At 72.8% G+C, this 16,171-nt stretch carries 11 protein-coding genes; 4 read left to right on the top strand and 7 right to left on the bottom strand.

Features of this window, described 5'->3' with window-relative positions:
* Positions 1-272: 272 nt before the first annotated feature.
* Complete coding sequence (locus tag ACFPZI_RS36935) at positions 273-440, bottom strand: hypothetical protein (RefSeq protein WP_381371542.1); 168 nt, start codon at positions 438-440, stop codon at positions 273-275.
* 95 nt (positions 441-535) lie between these two features.
* Here ACFPZI_RS36935 and ACFPZI_RS36930 point away from each other — a divergent pair, with 95 nt between their 5' ends.
* From ACFPZI_RS36930 to ACFPZI_RS36915, 4 genes are all read left to right on the top strand, one after another.
* Entirely contained in the window at positions 536-2,008 is a 1,473-nt protein-coding gene (locus ACFPZI_RS36930; RefSeq protein WP_381371541.1) for an acyl-CoA synthetase, read from the top strand.
* A complete protein-coding gene (locus tag ACFPZI_RS36925; RefSeq protein ID WP_381371540.1) occupies positions 2,001-3,422 on the top strand; it encodes a carboxyl transferase domain-containing protein in 1,422 nt (473 codons plus the stop codon). Before ACFPZI_RS36930 ends, ACFPZI_RS36925 begins: the two co-directional genes overlap by 8 nt.
* 518 nt (positions 3,423-3,940) lie before the next feature.
* On the top strand, positions 3,941-4,978 hold the full coding sequence (locus ACFPZI_RS36920) for a rod shape-determining protein (protein WP_381371539.1): 1,038 nt from the start codon (positions 3,941-3,943) through the stop codon (positions 4,976-4,978).
* A 295-nt stretch (positions 4,979-5,273) separates the two neighbouring features.
* Positions 5,274-5,945, top strand: a complete 672-nt coding sequence (locus ACFPZI_RS36915) for an ANTAR domain-containing protein (protein WP_381371538.1) — start codon at positions 5,274-5,276, stop codon at positions 5,943-5,945.
* A gap of 15 nt (positions 5,946-5,960) precedes the next feature.
* Here ACFPZI_RS36915 and ACFPZI_RS36910 read toward each other — a convergent pair whose 3' ends face one another.
* From ACFPZI_RS36910 to ACFPZI_RS36885, 6 genes are all read right to left on the bottom strand, one after another.
* Positions 5,961-7,253, bottom strand: a complete 1,293-nt coding sequence (locus ACFPZI_RS36910) for a beta-ketoacyl-[acyl-carrier-protein] synthase family protein (RefSeq protein ID WP_381371537.1) — start codon at positions 7,251-7,253, stop codon at positions 5,961-5,963.
* Positions 7,254-7,281: 28 nt separating this feature from the next.
* Complete coding sequence (locus ACFPZI_RS36905; protein ID WP_381371536.1) at positions 7,282-8,634, bottom strand: beta-ketoacyl-[acyl-carrier-protein] synthase family protein; 1,353 nt, start codon at positions 8,632-8,634, stop codon at positions 7,282-7,284.
* A 54-nt stretch (positions 8,635-8,688) separates the two neighbouring features.
* On the bottom strand, positions 8,689-9,156 hold the full coding sequence (locus ACFPZI_RS36900) for an SRPBCC family protein (RefSeq protein WP_381371535.1): 468 nt from the start codon (positions 9,154-9,156) through the stop codon (positions 8,689-8,691).
* Positions 9,153-13,214, bottom strand: a complete 4,062-nt coding sequence (locus ACFPZI_RS36895; RefSeq protein WP_381371534.1) for a non-ribosomal peptide synthetase — start codon at positions 13,212-13,214, stop codon at positions 9,153-9,155. The genes ACFPZI_RS36900 and ACFPZI_RS36895 overlap by 4 nt, the downstream gene beginning before the upstream one ends.
* Before the next feature lie 14 nt (positions 13,215-13,228).
* Complete coding sequence (locus ACFPZI_RS36890) at positions 13,229-13,522, bottom strand: acyl carrier protein (RefSeq protein ID WP_381371533.1); 294 nt, start codon at positions 13,520-13,522, stop codon at positions 13,229-13,231.
* Positions 13,523-13,650: 128 nt separating this feature from the next.
* The gene (locus ACFPZI_RS36885; RefSeq protein ID WP_381371532.1) at positions 13,651-15,516 is read right to left on the bottom strand and encodes an acyl-CoA dehydrogenase; all 1,866 of its coding nucleotides are present in this window, start codon (positions 15,514-15,516) and stop codon (positions 13,651-13,653) included.
* Between the last annotated feature and the right edge of the window lie 655 nt (positions 15,517-16,171).

Genomic DNA, 16,171 nt, shown 5'->3' with positions numbered 1-16,171 from the left:
ATGCGCATACGACACCAACGAGCCCCAGCCCTGAAAGCAACACCTTAATGATCGGCAGACCCTTAGGGCCTGTCGGAGAACGACATGTGGGCGAGCGGCGCGCTGGCCTGCGGGTTCAAGTCTCAAAACCCACAGGTTAATTCCCGGCAGGCCCTTAGGACCTGCAGAAGAACAACATGTGGATGGGCAGCTAGCTGACCTGCGAGGTCAAGTCGCAAAACCAGCAAGTTATTTTCCGGCAAGCCCTTAGCAGTGGTCCCGTGATCGCGGCGTCAGTGGTGTCGACGAAAGGTGCCGGTGAGCTGGGCCATCAGTTCCCGGTTGGTGGCCCACGCGGTTTCCGGGTCCTTCGCGACGCCCTCGTACGTGCTCTTCGGGTCCGACAGGTGCAGCGCGACGGCGTCCGCCCTGAACTCCGCTGAGTACACCTTCGTCACCATGTGCGATATCTCCTCCTCCGGACCTCAGGGTCCATGTCTAAGGTGTCCACGCCCAGGGGTAAGGCCCCGGTACCGACACCCAAGGAGTACGACGCGTGTCCTCTCTCTTCCCGGCCCTGACCGACGGTGACGGCCCTGCCGCCGGCCGGCCCGCCCTCCGGTTCGGCGAGCGCTCACTGACGTACGGGGAACTCGCCGCCGCGGCCCGCCCGGTGGCCGGGGCCGTCCGGGAGGCGCGGCGGGTCGCCGTCTGGGCGACCCCGACGCTGGAGACGGCGGTCGCGGTCACCGCGGCGCTGCTCGCCGGGGTGACCGTGGTGCCCCTGAACCCGAAGTCGGGCGCCAAGGAGCTCGGCCACATCCTGTCCGACAGCGCCCCGGACCTGGTCCTCACCGCGCCCGGCCAGGAACTCCCTGAGGCACTGGGCGGCCTGGCCCGCCTGGACGTCGACCCGGCCGACCGCGCCCCCGGCGTGCTCCCCGGGGACTTCGCCGGGGGCCGCGCGGATGACGAGGACCCGGCCCTGGTCGTCTACACCTCCGGCACCACCGGCCCGCCCAAGGGCGCCGTCATCCCCCGGCGCGCGATCGCCGCCACCCTGGACGCGCTCGCCGACGCCTGGCGGTGGACCGGCGACGACGTCCTCGTCCACGGGCTCCCTCTGTTCCATGTGCACGGTCTCGTCCTGGGCGTCCTGGGCCCGCTGCGCCGCGGCGGCTCGGTGCGTCACCTCGGCAGGTTCACCACCGAGGGGGTGACCCGGGAGCTGAGCGGCGGCGCGACCATGCTGTTCGGTGTGCCGACGATGTACCACCGCGTCGCCCAGGCGCTGCCCACCGAGCCGGAACTGACCGAGGCGCTGGCCGGGGCGCGGCTGCTGGTGTCGGGGTCGGCGGCGCTGCCCGTGCACGACCACGAGCGGATCGCGGCGGCCACCGGACGCCGGGTGATCGAGCGGTACGGCATGACGGAGACGCTGATGAACACCAGTGTCCGTGCGGACGGCGAGGCCCGGCCCGGCACCGTGGGCGTGCCGCTGCCGGGCGTGGAGCTGCGGCTGGTGGAGGAGGACGGGTCCCCGGTGGCGGCGTACGACGGGGAGACCGTGGGCGAGATCCAGGTGCGCGGTCCGAACCTGTTCACCGAGTATCTGAACCGGCCGGACGCCACTGCGGGCGCCTTCACCGCCGACGGCTGGTTCCGCACCGGTGACATGGCGGTGCGCGACGCCGACGGCTACGTCCGCATCGTCGGCCGCAAGGCCACTGACCTGATCAAGAGCGGGGGTTACAAGATCGGCGCCGGTGAGATCGAGAACGCGCTGCTGGAACACCCCGGCGTCCGGGAGGCCGCGGTGACCGGGGAGCCGGACGCCGACCTGGGCGAGCGGATCGTCGCGTGGGTCGTCCCGGCGGATCCGGGGGCGCCGCCCGCTCTGGACGAGTTGGCCGACCATGTCGCCGCCCGCCTGGCCCCGCACAAGCGTCCGCGGGTGCTCCACCACCTCGCCGCGCTGCCCCGCAACGACATGGGGAAGATCATGAAGCGGGCGCTGCGCCATGATTGACCGGCTCACCGCGCGCGAAACCATCGCCCTCGTCGCCGACGACGCGACCTTCATCGAACTCCCCTATTCCGTACGGGAATCCACCGAGTCCGCGGAGGCGGCCCCCGACGGCCCGCTCGGCTGGCCGGGCTACGACGCCGCCCGCGCCCGTGCGGCCGAGCGCACCGGCGAGCAGGAGTCGGTGGTCTGCGGCACCGCCCTGGTCGAGGGCGTCCGGGCCGTGCTGATCGCCTTCGAGTTCGGCTTCCTCGGCGGCTCGCTCGGCGAACGCACCGGCGACCGGCTGGTGGCGGCGTACGCGCATGCCCGCGCGCACCGGCTGCCGGTGGTCCCGCTGATCGCCACCGGCGGCAGCCGGATGCAGGAGGGCATGCTCGCCCTGACCCAACTCCAGCGGGTGGCGCGCGAATCGGTGCTCACCCGGGAAGCCGGGACGGCGCAGATCGCGGTGCTCCGGGACCCGACGACGGGCGGCGGCTGGGCCACTCTGGGCGCGGGCGCCGACGTGGTCCTCGCGCTGCCCGGCGCACAGGTCGGCTTCGCCGGCTCACGGGTCCGCCCGGCGGACGCCGACCCGGCGGCTTACACGGCTGAGGCGCAGGTGGCGGCGGGTGCGGCGGACGCCGTGGTCCCGCCGGAGGAGCTGCGCGGCACGCTGGGCCGGTGGCTGCGACTGCTGACCCACCCGTCCACCGCCCCGGCCGCCCCACCGAAGCCGCTGGGCGCGGGTCCGGGTCCGGGTCCGGGTCCGGGTCCGGCCGGTCTTCCGGCCACCGGCCGGGACGCCGTGCGGCGCGCCCGGTCCTCCGAACGCCCGCGCGCACAGGCCTATTTGGACACCTACTTCACCCACCGCGTCGCGATCAACGGCGACCGCTGCGGCGGCACCGATCCGCAGGGCATGCTCTGCGGCTTCGGCGAGCACGAAGGCCGTACGGTCGCCTACGCCGCACAGACCGGCACGGCGACCCGTCCCGCCGGGTACCGCACCGCCGCCCGACTGATCCGGCTCGCGGACCGGCTCGGCGTCCCGGTGCTGACCCTGGTGGACACACCGGGCGCGGCCAACGACGCGGAGGCGGAACGGCAGGGTGCGGGAGCGGCCATCGCCGACCTGTTCGCCGCGGTGGCCGCCGCCCGCACCCCGGTCACCACGCTCGTCATCGGCGAGGGTGGCTCCGGCGGCGCCCTGGCCCTGGCGGTCCCGGGCAACACCTGGGCCACAACCGACAGTTACTTCTCGGTGATCGCCCCGGAACTCGCGGCGGCGATTCTCAAACGTCCTTCGGAGGAGGTGGAGGCCACGGCGGACCAACTCCGTGTCCGCCCGCAGGACCTGGTGGGCCTGGGCGTCGTACGGGGCATCGTCGGCCACCCCGAGCCCGACCCCGATCACCATCACGACGACAGGTGAACCGGTGGCGCCCGTGGCCCACGCGGTCGCCGCCGAACCCGAGCGTCGCCCCGCGTGCGGCGGGCGGATGCTGTGGGCGAATCCGGCAGACCCGGGGCATGAGTTCGTCGACCGTGACACTTTCCGGGAATGTGTCACGGTTCGCAGCCGGAGCACCCGTGCCGTCGGTACGGGCTCGCGAGGCCCGGAACGCCGGGCCGAATCGACCAACAGCATCGGCGGGCGGGACGCGTGGCCTGGTCAGCCCCCGCTGTCCGCGTCGGCCCCGGCTGTCCGCGCCGGCGGGGAGGCGGCCACCCCCTTCTTCCCGCAGTGCCTCGGCCGAGCCCGCGACCCGTACGGGGCCGGTGGGAGGCCCGGGTCCGCCCCTGCGGTTGCCGCGCCACACCCCGTTCAGCAGCCCCCACCCGGCCCCCGCCCGGCCCCCCACAAGGGGCGGCGGCCCTCTCGGGCGCGCACGATGGTCATGAGGTCCGCCGCCCGGCGGCCCGCAGGACCGCGCACTCGGGAGGATTGCCGTGACCGCCAGTCTGGAGCATTTGCGCCGCTGCCACTTCGCCGTCGACCTGGGAGCAGCCCGCACCCGGGTCTACGTCAAGGGCGCCGGTCTCGTCGTCGACCAGCCGTCCGCCGCCGCCGTGAACACCCGTACCGGCGCGCTGATCGCGGTCGGCGAGCTCGCGGAACGGATGAAAGGACGGACGCCGAGCTACATCCGTGTCGTACGGCCCGTGTCGGGCGGCACCGTCGTCGACATCGACATGGCGCAGCGCATGCTGCGGCATCTGCTCGGCGACCGGATCCGCCGCACGCTGCGCCGCCGGCCGGGCCTGCGCGCCGCGGCCTGCACCCCGCACGACGCCGATCCGCTGGCCCAGCGCGCCGCGATCGAGACCCTGGTCGGGCTGGGCGCCCGCCGGGTGGAGCTGGTCGACACGCTCATCGCCGCCGCCGTCGGTTGCGGGCTGCCTGTGGAACGTCCCGAGGCGACCATGATCCTCATGTGCGGGGCGGCGACCACGCAGGTGGCCGTGCTCTCCCTCGGGTCGATCGTGACGGCCGAGCGCATGCCCGTCGGCGGTGACGCCGTGGACCACGCCATCGTCCAGCACCTTCGCCACCAGCACGAACTGATGCTGCCGAGCCAGTCCGTACGGCCGTTGCAGGTGGCCCTGTCCGGCAACGGGCTCACCCCGCACGGCCCGGAGTCGACGGAGATCCACGGCCGGGACGTCGCCACCGGCCTCCCCCGCTCGGTCAAGGTCGACACGGCCGCCGTGCGGCACGCCATCCAGACCCCGCTGACGGGCGTCCTGGACGGGATCGGCAAGGTGCTGCGGGGCTGCCCGCCCGACCTGGTCGCCGACCTCGCCGACCGCGGGCTCATGATGGTCGGCGGCAGCGCCCTGCTGCCGGGCCTCGACCAGATGCTGCGGCAGGCGACGGGCATGCCGGTCCACATCGCCGAACGGCCGGACGTGTGCGCCGTCCAGGGGCTGGGCGCCATGATCGAGGGCAAGATCGCCCCCCTGATGCTGAACCCGCTGGCGACCTGAGCCACCGGGCCGGCCGTACCCGCCGTACCCGCCGTACCCGGCCGGAATTCCGGCCGGTTCGACGACAAGGGGTGTAGGGCGCGGCAAACCGGGCAGGCGCACCCGCGAGTACTGCCCGGACCGCGCACGTTCCGCACTCCCGCACGCCCTGCCACCCGCTCCACGGCGACCGAACCGTACGCCCGACGGCCCGCACGCGTACCGACAAGGCGGTGTCATGACCTCCGCGGCCCCACCCCCTTTCTCGGGACGACCTTTCTCGGGACGACGCGGCACCCTGGTCATCGGTGGGCGGATGGACGCGGACCGGGCGCTGCTCGCCCCGCGCGGTGAACTGGTCCACGGCTGCGCGGACACCCTCGCCCGGAAGCTGGCCCAGCTGCCCGCCCGCACGGCCCGGGTCGACCTGGACATGAGCGGGGTGCACTTCATGGACACGGCGGGACTGCGGTTCCTGGAGGTCCTGCGCGACCACGGCCGCCGACGGTCGGTGCCGGTCACGGCCACTCGCTGGACCGGTCAGCCGCGCCGCATCCTGGCGCTCGTCGGCCTGGACACCACCGACCCGCTGCGCTCTCCCGACAGGGACCGCGTGCCGGCGCCCGCCGCCACCCCGGCGGTGGCGGCGGAGCCGGCGAAACGGCCGCCCGTGCGGGAGGAGGAGGTCGAGCGGCTCCGGGAGGCGATCGCCTCCCGGCCGGCCGTCGACCGGGCCCGCGGCATCCTCATGGCCGCCCACGGCTGCGGCTCGGAGACCGCCTGGCGCATCCTGCGCGAGGCCTCCCGGCTGTCCGGCGCCCCGCTCCGTACGGTCGCCGCGGCGGTGACCGCCGATGCCGACCGGGCGGGCCCCCGCCCTCCGGAGGAGGTACGGAAGGCCCTGGCCACGGCGCTCGTCCGCCACCTCCGCCCGCCCCGGGCCGGAACGGGCCCGGAGACGGCGGACCCGGGCCCTCCCCACCGGTGAGCGCGCCGAGCGGCGTCACCGGGTCCGGAACGCCAGCACCACGTTGTGGCCGCCGAATCCGAAGGAATTGTTCAGGGCGGCGATACGCCCCTCGGGCAGCGGACGCGGCTCGTCGCGGACGATGTCCGCGGCCACCTCGGGGTCGACGGTGTCCAGGTTGACGGTCGGGGGCGCGAGCCGGTCCCGGAGCGCGAGGATCACGGCGACGGACTCGACCCCGCCGGCCCCGCCCATCAGGTGGCCCGTCATGGACTTGGTGGCGGAGACCGCGAAGCGGTCGGTGTCGTCACCGAACACCGTGCGCAGCGCGGTGATCTCGGCGACGTCCCCCATCGGGGTCGAGGTGGCGTGCGCGTTGACGTGCACGATCTCGGCGGGTTTCAGGTCGTTCGCCTCCAGCAGGTTGCTCAGCGCGGCGGCGATGCCGCGGCCCGTCGGCTCGGGCCGGGTGATGTGGTGGCTGTCCGCGGAGAGCCCCTGCCCGACGGCCTCCGCGTACACGCGTGCGCCGCGCCGGGCCGCGTGCTCGGCCGCCTCGAGCACCAGGACGCCCGCGCCCTCGCCCATGACGAAGCCGTCCCGGTCGACGTCGTAGGGGCGGGAGGCCGCCCCCGGGTCGTCGTTGCGCTTGGACATCGCCATCATGTTGCCGAAGGCGGCCATGTTCAGCGAGCAGATGGCCGCCTCGGTGCCGCCCGCGACGACGATGTCGGCTCGGCCGGTACGGATCATCTCGATGGCGTAGCCGATGCCTTCGGCGCCCGTGGCGCAGGCGCTGACCGGACTGTGCACCCCTGCACGGGCGTTGACGTCCCGGCCGACGGTGGCCGACGGTGTACTGGCCATCATCATCTGCATCGCGTGCGGGGAAACCCCGCGCGGGCCCTGCTGCTTGAGCATCTCGTACTGGTCGAGCAGCGAGGTCATCCCTCCGATGGCGGAGGCGACGACCACGCCGAGCCGGTCCGGGTCCACCGGGGCGTCCGCGCCGGCCCGGCCGGTGAACCCGGCGTCGGCCCACGCCTCGCGCGCCGCGACGAGGGCGAACTGGGCCGCGCGGTCCAGCTTGCCGGTCTCGGACCCGGGCAGCACCTCCCTCGGCTCCACGGCGGCCTCGGCGGCGATGCGCACCTGGACCTCGCGGGCCCAGTCGTGCCTCAGCGGGCGGACCCCGGAGCGGCCGGCCAGCAGACCCCGCCAGGTGGAGGCGGCGTCCCCGCCGAGTGGTGTGGTGGCACCGAGACCGGTGACGACCACGGTGCGGTCAATCGCTGTCACTGGAACAACTCCACGTCTGGATACGGGCATTACGGAGGTCGTTCTTACGGGTGTGTTCTTACGGGAGCTGTCGGGCGGGGACGTCGCGGAAGGTGAGGGCGACGTTGTGCCCGCCGAACCCGGCCGAGTTCTTCACCGCGACGTTCTGCTCGCCCTCCAGCTTCCGCGGGCTGCCGTGCACGATGTCGACCGACAGGTCCTCACCGAGCCGCGTGAAGTTGCGGGTCGGCGGCACGATGCCGTGGTAGAGGGAGAGCACGGTGGCGATCGACTCGATCGCGCCGGCCGCGCCCAGGCTGTGCCCGGTCATCGACTTGTTCGCCGAGACCGCGGGCCCCCGGTCGGCGCCCCCGAAGACGGCCCGGATGCCGTGTCCCTCGGCCGCGTCGCCGGGGAGCGTGGCCGTGCCGTTGGCGTTCAGGTGGACCACCTCCTCGGGCCGGGCTCCGGCGTCGGCGAGCGAGTCCCGGATCGCCCTGGCGGTGCCGGCCCCGGCCGGGTCGGGCTGCACCATGTCGTAGGCGTCCGAGGAACTGCCCACACCGGCGAGTTCGGCGTAGATCCGCGCACCGCGCTCCCGTGCGTGCGCCTCGGACTCCAGGACGAGGATGCCCGACCCCTCGCCGAGCACCATTCCGTCGCGGTCCGCGTCGTACGGGCGGGACGCCGAGGCCGGGTCGTCCACCCGCTTCGACAGGGCCCGCATCGACCCGAACGAGGCGAGGACCAGCGGATGCAGCGGTGCCTCGGTGCCGCCGGCCACAACGACATCCGCCTCGCCGCGGCGGATCAGCTCGGCCGCGGTGGCCAGCGCCTGCGTCCCGGAGGAGCAGGCGTTGACCGTGGCGTGCACTCCCGCCCGCGCGTTCACCAGCAGGGCGACGGCGGCCGCGGAGCCGTTGCCCATGGACATCGGCACCGTCAGCGGGTGCACCCGGTTCCAGCCCCGGCTCTTGAGCGCCTCCCAGCCGCTGATCATCGCGTTCATGTCGCCCAGGGCGGCCGACACGACCACGGCCACCCGGCGCGACCCCGCCGGGGCGCTGTCGAGGCCGGCGTCGTTCCAGGCCTCCGCGGCGGCCGTCACGGCGAGCTGGGCGGAACGGCTCAGCCGGCGGCGCTGCTTGTGCTCGAGCGCGGGTCCGGGTTCGACCTTCACCCGTCCGCCGAGCGCCGGGGGCATGTCCTTCGTCCAGTCCTCGTCGTCCAGCAGCCGGATGCCGTTCTCGCCGCGGAGCAACGCGTCCCAGGTGGTGGCCACGTCACCGCCGAGCGCGGTGGTGGTGCCGACACCGGTGACGACGACCTTCGGGCGCGGCCGGCCCGCGGACTGCGGCGTGTGCGTGTTCTCGTGCTGTGATGTGATCCCGTGCTGTGGTGTGATCCCGTACTGCGGGGTTTCCCCTGGCATGACTTCTCCTGTCAGGACGCGGGTGTGATCGGTGCGGGCGCGCCGGGACCCGGGTCAGGACGACCGGGGCCGCTCCGCCTGCGCGAGCCGGTCGGCGAGCCGGCCGGAGTCCTTCTTGACCTGGCTGACCAGCACCTTGCGCAGCAGGGACTTCGGCATGATCCCGAAGTAGTCCCCGGGCTCCACGTCGAACGTCCAGTGCACGCCGGTGGTGCCGTCCGGGTGCTCGGTGTAGTCGTAGGTGCCGGTGTAGCCGAACGGCCCGTCCACCACGTGGAACCGGGAGCGGTGGCCCGGTTCGTACTCGGTGATGTCGACGGTGAACGTCATCCGCTTGCCGATCATCGCGAAGGTGATCTCGTACCGGCAGCCCTCGCGCGCGGCCCCGTTGAGCAGCTTCGTGTCCACGCAGCCGGCCTGCCACTCGGGGTCGCGGGCGGGGTCGGACAGCCAGGCGAAGGCCTCCTTCGGCCCCACCGGAAGGACGAACTCGTACTCAGCCCTGAGGGACGCGGTGTTCATCGGCGGTGTGCTCCCATGTGCGGTGCGATCGCCTCGGCGGCGACGGCGGCGTGCGGCGGATACATGACGGAGTTGTGGTCGCCGCGGACGTCGACGACCTGGAGCGATCCCTTGATCAGCGTGTCCCAGCCGAGCTTCGGCCCGTAGTCGACGGGTTCGTCCACGGCTCGGAGCAGCAGGAGTTCGAGGTCGTTCGGCTCGGGCAGATAGGTCTGCAGGGCGATGCCGTTGGCGAGGTACGCCTCGAAGTAGCGCAGGATCTGGTCGCGGTCCGCGTCCTCGGCGAGGACGCCGATGGCCGCGGCCCGGGCCAGGATGTGGTCGAACGCGGCGTCGCCGCCGAGTTCCCGCAGGTCCTCGGCGGGGATGTCGAGGCTCTTCCCGTAGGGCACCGCGAGGTCCCGCGCGAACCACGACAGGATCGTCGCGTCGTCCGCGGTCTCCGGGATGTTCTCCTCGATCGGGGCACGGCTGTCGATGGCGGCGAGGAGTTCGATCTCCTCGCCGGCGGCGCGCAGTTGGCCGGCCACCTCGTAGGCGATCACCCCGCCGAAGCACCAACCGCCGAGGGCGTAGGGCCCGGTGGGCTGGATCTCCCTGAGGTACTCGATGTACCGGGCGGCCATCCCCTCGACGCTCACCTCGGCCTCGCCCGTGCTCTCGATGCCGGGCGCCTCCACCGCCAGGACCGCGCGGCCCGGCGGGAGGTGGCGGGTCAGCTCGACGTAGCAGAAGACGGTGCCGCCGAAGGGGTGGAACAGGAACAGCGGCCTGCTTCCCTCCTCCCCCTCGCGCAGGGTGACGACCGGGACGCGGGGGGTCTCCTGGCCGCCGCGCCGTACGGTCGTGGCCAGTTCGGCGATGGTGCCCTGCCGCAGCAGTTCGGAGATCGGGATCTCCACGTCCCATTCCTCGCGGATGGCGGCGCTGAGCCGCACGGCGAGCAGCGAATGGCCGCCCACGTCGAAGAAGTCGTCGTGCACGCCGACCTCGGGGATGCCGAGGATCTCCGTCCACATGCGGGCCAGCGTGATCTCCGTGGCGTCGCGCGGCTTCTCGAAGACGGCGTCCGAGGTGACCTCGGGCTCCGGCAGCCGGTTGCGGTCGATCTTCTTGTTGGCCGTCAGCGGGAGTTCGTCCAGGACGACGAGGATGCCCGGGACCATGTACGGGGGCAGCGACACGGCCGCCGCCTTCTTGAACGCGGCCGTACTCGGTCCGGTGCCGGGCTCGGTGCCGGGCTCGGGCACCACGTAGCCGACGAGCCGGTCGTCGCGGACCACCACGACGGCCGCGGAGACGCCGTCCACCGCCTGCAGCACGGCCTCGACCTCGGCGAGTTCGATGCGGTAGCCGCGCAGCTTGACCTGGTGGTCGAGGCGGCCGTGGTGCAGCAGTCGGCCGTCGCTGGTCCAGCGGGCCCGGTCGCCGGTGCGGTACAGCCGCTGCCGCGGGGCGGCGGGCAGCCCGGTGACGAACCGTTCCGCGGTCAGCTCGGGCCGGTCCCAGTACCCGGCCGCGAGGCCCTCGCCGCCGATCCACAGCTCGCCGGGGAAGCCCGGTTCGACGGCACGTCCCCGAGGATCCAGCACATACAGCCGCGTGTTGGCGAGGGGGCGGCCGATGTCGATGCCGGCGGCGGGGTCGACCAGGCCCTCGGTGGACCAGATGGTCGTCTCGGTCGGCCCGTACACGTTGCGCAGGCTCGCCACCCGGCCGGACAGGAACTCGGCCAGTTCCAGAGGCAGTTCCTCGCCGCCGCAGAGGACGTTCAGCCGTGGGGAGCCGTCCCAGCCGGCGTCGCGCAGCATGCGCCACGAGGTGGGGGTGGCCTGCATCCAGGTCGCGCCGGATTCCTCGATGCGGACCGCGAGCCGGGCGCCGTCGGCGGCCGTGTCGCTGTCGCACACGATCACGCGCCCGCCGGCCACCAGGGGCATGAACAGTTCCAGCCCGGCGATGTCGAACGAGACGGTGGTGACGGCGAGCAGGCTGTCATCGGCGCCGAACCCGGTGGTGTCGCGCATCGACAGCAGCAGGTTGACCAGGGCGCGGTGCCCGATCGCCACGCCCTTGGGGCGGCCGGTGGAACCGGAGGTGTAGAGGATGTACGCCAGCCCCCTGCCGTCCGGGCCCGCCTCCTTCCTGTCCGCCCCCTTCCTGTCCGTCCCCTTCCTGTCCGTCCCCTTCCTGCCGGTCCCCTCCGCACCCGTCCGCTCCGCGCTTCCGGCGCCGGTGACGCCCGCCGCCAGGTCGTCCAGTCGCAGCACGGGGAGTCCGAGTCCGGGCAGTGTGTTCTCCCCCGTGCCGCGCTCACCGAGCAGCAGCCGCGCGCGGGAGTCCTCGGCCATGTAGGCGAGCCGCGCCACCGGCAGTTTGGGGTCCAGGGGCACATAGGCGGCGTCGGCCTCCAGCACGCCGAGCAGGGCGGCCACCAGCGGGGCCCCGCGTTCCGCCATCACCGCGACCCGGTCGCCCGCGGTGATGCCCGCGGTGCGCAGGGCCGCCGCGACCTCCTCGGTCCGCGCCAGCAGCCGCGCGTAGCTCCACTCCTCGCCGTCGGCGACCAGGGCGGTCGCGTCGGGGGTGCGCCGGACCTGGTCCCGGAAGAGGTCCGGGAGCCTGGCGTCGGGCAGCGCGCGTACGGGGCCGGAGCCCTGGGCGGCGAGCCGCGCCGACTGGCGCTCGTCGCCCCGGGCGAGGCTGTGCAGCGGTGCGTCCGGCTGCCGGACCAGGCTCTCCACGGTCGCGACGAAGGCGGCGGCCAGGTCGCGGGCCGTGCCCGGCTCGAAGAGGTCGGTGTTGTAGCGCAGGACACCCGCGAAGGCGCCGTCCCGCTCCCCGCCCATCTCGACCCACAGGTCCGTCTGGCCCTCCTGCTGTGGCACCGGGTAGGGCCGCAGGGTGGCGCCGGCGACGGCCAGTTCGGCGGTCCGGTCCGGGTCCAGCAGGAAGAAGGCGTCCATGTCGGTGAGGAACGGCAGCCGGTCCCAGGCGAATCCGGCCTGGTACAGCGGGGTACGGCTCGGGTCGCGGGGCGGCGCGAGTTCCCGGACCAGCCAGGGGAACGGCAGTTCCTGGGCCCGCATCGCCTCGAGCACCCGGGCCCGTACGGAGGCGAGCACCTCCCGGTACGTCGCGGTCTCCTCGACCTCGCCGCGCACGACGACGGTGTTGACGAAGTTGCCGAGCGCGTCGCGGTACTGGCGCTGCAGTCTGCCGGAGGTCGGGGTGCCGACCAGGACGTCGGACTGGCCGCTCAGCCGGCTCAGCAGCACGAAGTAGGCCGACAGCAGCACCATGTACGGCGTCGCCGCGGACTCGCGCGCCAACTCCCTCACGGTGTCGGTCGCTTCGGCCGACAGGGCGAACGGTGTCGAGCCGCCCTCGTACGTCGGGGCCGGCGGCCTGGGCCGGTCGCCGTACAGGTCGAGGCCGGGAGGCGCGTCGGCGAGCCGTGCCGCCTCGTCGGCGACCAGCGCGGCGGCCTTCCCGCCGGCCAGGAAGGTCCGCTGCTGCTCGGCGTAGGACGCGAAGGCGCCGCCGTCCAGGGTGAACTGCCCCTGTGTTCCCTCCAGTCGGGCACGGACCTCGCCGAGCAGCAGGGCCAGTGACCAGAAGTCGGCGGCGGCGTGGTGCAGCACGGCCGCGAACACCCAGGTGCGCTCGGCGGTCCGGTACAGGTGGATGCGCCACAGCGGCGGCCGGGACAGGTCGAACGGTGCGCGGGTGTCGGTCCTGACGCGGTCCCGCAGCGTCTTGGGGTCCGTGCCGCGGGCGTCGGTGTGCCGGATGTCGAGCGGCACGGACTCCTGGACCCGCTGCGCCGGCCCGTTCTCGCCGGGCTGGAAGCAGACGCGCAAGGCGTCGTGCTCGGTCATCAGGTCGCGGAGGATCTCCTCGGTCCGGTGGCCGAGTGCGGCGTCGGCGGTGACCTCGGCGCCGAACACGATGTGGTAGGCGGAGCACTGGGGGTCGGTCTCGTGGATGAACCAGAGACCGGCCTGCTGCGCGTTGGCGGGCGGCGACGTGGCAGCCGTCGGGGATGCGGTGGTCATGGGGGTTCCGGTCGTCATCGCCGGCCGTCCGCGGTGGCCGGGGCGGGCACGGTGTTCATCAGGTTCCAGAGCGCCTCGGAGAGGCTGTCGACCGTCGGGTGGTCCCACAGCAGGTCCACCGGCAGGTCGGAGAGCCCGCAGGCGTCCTCGATCTCCATGCCGACGGCGAGCGCCGCCATGGAGTCGAGGCCGTACGAGGTGAACGGCTGGTCGGTGGCCAGGTCGGCGGCGGGTACGCCGGCCTCGGCGGCGACCGCCTGGGCGAGGACGCGCTTCACGTCGTCGAGCGTCATGTCGGTGGTGTTCATCGCAGGTCGGGACCTTCCGGTGTGCAGGTGAGCAGGTGAGCAGGTGGATCGTGTGACGGGCGGTCGATCGCCCGGCGGGCGGCTGATCGTCCGGCGGGCGGCTGATCGTCCGGCGGGCGGGTGCCGGGTCAGGCGGCGGAGGCCGGCCGGTCCGCGCCGTGGTGCGCTTCGTGCGCGCCCGGGGCGGCCTGGCGCATGGTCCTGAGGGAGAAGAACTCGTGCTTCTCGCGCTGGGAGTTCATGCGGTCGAAGAGGGTGCGGGCGGTCCGGGGATCGAGGTCGCCGACGTCGTACTGGTGGACCTGCTCACGGGCCAGGGCGGCCTCGAGCCAGGCCCCGTCGGCGAAGAACGCGTCGAGGTGGTCCCGGTTGTGGAGCCAGATCCCGAGGGCGGCGACCTTGGCGTGCAGGGCGCACAGGTCCTCCGCCAGCCTCATCAGCCGCGGCGGGGTGGTCTTGGCGGAGGCCGGCGGCGTTGCCGCCGGTGCCCTGCGCAGGTCGTGGAAACGCGCGTAGAGCGCGTCGAGCCGTGCGCGCAGTTCCTCGGCCCGGGTCCGCAGTGCGGTGAGCCGTTCCTCGTCGCAGCCGGCGTCGGGTGCGAGGCCGGCGAGGCGGTCGATGAGCGCGGGGAGGCTGGCGAAGGTCGCGTCCCGGCCGCGGCCGAACACACTCACCCGGGCCGGCCGGAACGGGGGCAGTTCGGCCCGCAGGTCGTACAGCGTGCTCCAGTCCTCGTCGCGGGGCCGCTCGTGGGACTTGGCGAGGGCGGCCAGTTGCTGGGTGATGCTGTCCAGGCAGACCGGCTCGCTGCCGTCGAAGACGGACACGACGGCGCCGTCGCGGAGCATCTTCTGGAAGATGCCGACGTGTTCCGCCGCCCGCATGTAGTACCGGGCGCCCAGCGTGCGGGCGAGCGCCTTGCCGGCGAAGTCGACGAGGCGGGCCACCTGGACCTTGGCTGCGTTGCCCCAGACGCTGAACTCCTCGGTGTACAGATGCAGTCCGCGCATCGCGACCAGGCTCTCGCACTCGGCGACCAGCAGGCTCAGGTAGGCGTTGGCGAGGGACTCGGTGACGTACGGGATCTCGCTCGCCGGCCCGTCGTACAGGGTCCGGCCGGAGAGGAAGCCGCCGACCGTGCGCAGCATGGTGTCGCCCGTGCCGAGGGACAGGCCGGTGCACAGGGTGCGGGTGATCAGCAGGCCGCGCAAGGACAGTTCGAGCCCTTCCCCCTCGGCGCCCAGCCGGGCGGAGGCGTCCACCCGGGCGTCGTCGAAGGAGACTCCGCTGATGTCGCATCCGCGCAGGCCGTACGTGGGGACGCGGGGTACGCCGGTCACCTCGCCGGAGACGACGCGCGACCTGTCCACGAGGAACATGGACTGCTTGCGCTTGGCCGGCACGCCGTCGTCGCCCGTGGTGCCGAGGAGCACCACATGGGTCGAGGTCCGGCCCCGGTTGATGGGCCATTTCTCGCCGGTGAGGACGTACTGTCCGGCGTCCGGGGTGGCCACCAGTTCGTTGGCGGCCAGGTCGGCGCCGTGGCCGGGCTCCGAGTAGGCCAGGCAGGGGACGACCCCTCCGCGCAGCACCGTGCTCGCCCACTGGGCCCGCTGTCCGTCGTCGCCTCCGATCCAGGCGAGCATCATCCAGATCTGGGTGCTCTCGCTCACGGCCACGTTCATGTCGCGGCGGGCGATCACCCGGGTGAGCATCAGCAGTTCCTCGGTGCTCCGGAGGTCTCCGCCCAGCCAGTCGGGCACGAAGTACCGGTGAAACCCGAAGGCCCGCACCCGGCCGATTCCGTCGGCCGGCAATTCCTCACGTTCGTCGAGCTCCAGGCTCCGGGCGAAGGACAGGGAGTTCGCCTCCACATCGGGGTCGCCCAGCCACTCCTCCAGCGCTTCGGCCGGAGCGGCAGCATCGATCGGACGCTTTCCCGGTTCGTCGGAGAGGGTACCTGCAAGCTGCTTTTCGGACACGAATTCGCGCATGGAGCACTCCATTTCAGCGCATGACAAAGACGAAGTCGGCACCGGCCGGCCCTTTCCACGGAATACGTCAGGGATCAGCCGGCGACTTCCGATGGATTTCGGCCGTGCGGGAATCGGCCCGGGGCGGCGCGCAGCACGGCGTTGTGCCGCGGCACCGGATCGGGCGAAAAGGGCACCGCCGTCCGGACCGCACAGGGGCGCCGGACGCGGGCACCAGAAAAAGGGCAGGTCACCGACGTCGATCGGACGCCGGCACCGGCGTCATCTACGGCAACAGCCGAACAGAATGCGGTTCACTCGAACGTCCCCCGTGACGTATGTGTGTGTCTCGGCGGGAGTCGGCCGGAATCTCGTCCGGTGACCCCTCCCCGAGATCTCCCCCGTAGTGGTTGCACATTCGACAACCTGCCGCCGCCATGGGCGGCTTCGCTCTACGTCAGGACTCTAACATTCACAAGCCTTGCCGGTTTGTGATGCCCGTCACTATTTTACGCTCCCTTTGCGCGAATATTCGATCAGGTCGGAACTTTAAATTCCGTTCACCACAAATGAAGGACGCACGAATTCCACTTCACCTGCCTTTCGCTTCGGTTGAATTGGCAATTGACACGGATTCAAAAATCACCCGCCCCAGCGGTTCCCTGTCGGCACGCAA

Source organism: Streptomyces chlorus, assembly GCF_042655885.1.
GTDB classification, from domain to species: domain Bacteria; phylum Actinomycetota; class Actinomycetes; order Streptomycetales; family Streptomycetaceae; genus Streptomyces; species Streptomyces chlorus.
Note: the sequence above shows the minus strand (reverse complement) of the source record. Positions and strands in the feature narration are given on the sequence as shown.

Excerpts from the sequence above, each read along its gene's own strand:
- ACFPZI_RS36935 (WP_381371542.1), bottom strand. The coding sequence starts at position 440 with ATGGTGACGAAGGTGTACTCAGCGGAGTTCAGGGCGGACGCCGTCGCG.
- ACFPZI_RS36925 (WP_381371540.1), top strand. The coding sequence starts at position 2,001 with ATGATTGACCGGCTCACCGCGCGCGAAACCATCGCCCTCGTCGCCGAC.
- ACFPZI_RS36915 (WP_381371538.1), top strand. The coding sequence starts at position 5,274 with ATGGACGCGGACCGGGCGCTGCTCGCCCCGCGCGGTGAACTGGTCCAC.
- ACFPZI_RS36910 (WP_381371537.1), bottom strand. The coding sequence starts at position 7,253 with ATGCCCGTATCCAGACGTGGAGTTGTTCCAGTGACAGCGATTGACCGC.
- ACFPZI_RS36905 (WP_381371536.1), bottom strand. The coding sequence starts at position 8,634 with ATGCCAGGGGAAACCCCGCAGTACGGGATCACACCACAGCACGGGATC.
- ACFPZI_RS36900 (WP_381371535.1), bottom strand. The coding sequence starts at position 9,156 with ATGAACACCGCGTCCCTCAGGGCTGAGTACGAGTTCGTCCTTCCGGTG.
- ACFPZI_RS36895 (WP_381371534.1), bottom strand. The coding sequence starts at position 13,214 with ATGACCACCGCATCCCCGACGGCTGCCACGTCGCCGCCCGCCAACGCG.
- ACFPZI_RS36890 (WP_381371533.1), bottom strand. The coding sequence starts at position 13,522 with ATGAACACCACCGACATGACGCTCGACGACGTGAAGCGCGTCCTCGCC.
- ACFPZI_RS36885 (WP_381371532.1), bottom strand. The coding sequence starts at position 15,516 with ATGCGCGAATTCGTGTCCGAAAAGCAGCTTGCAGGTACCCTCTCCGAC.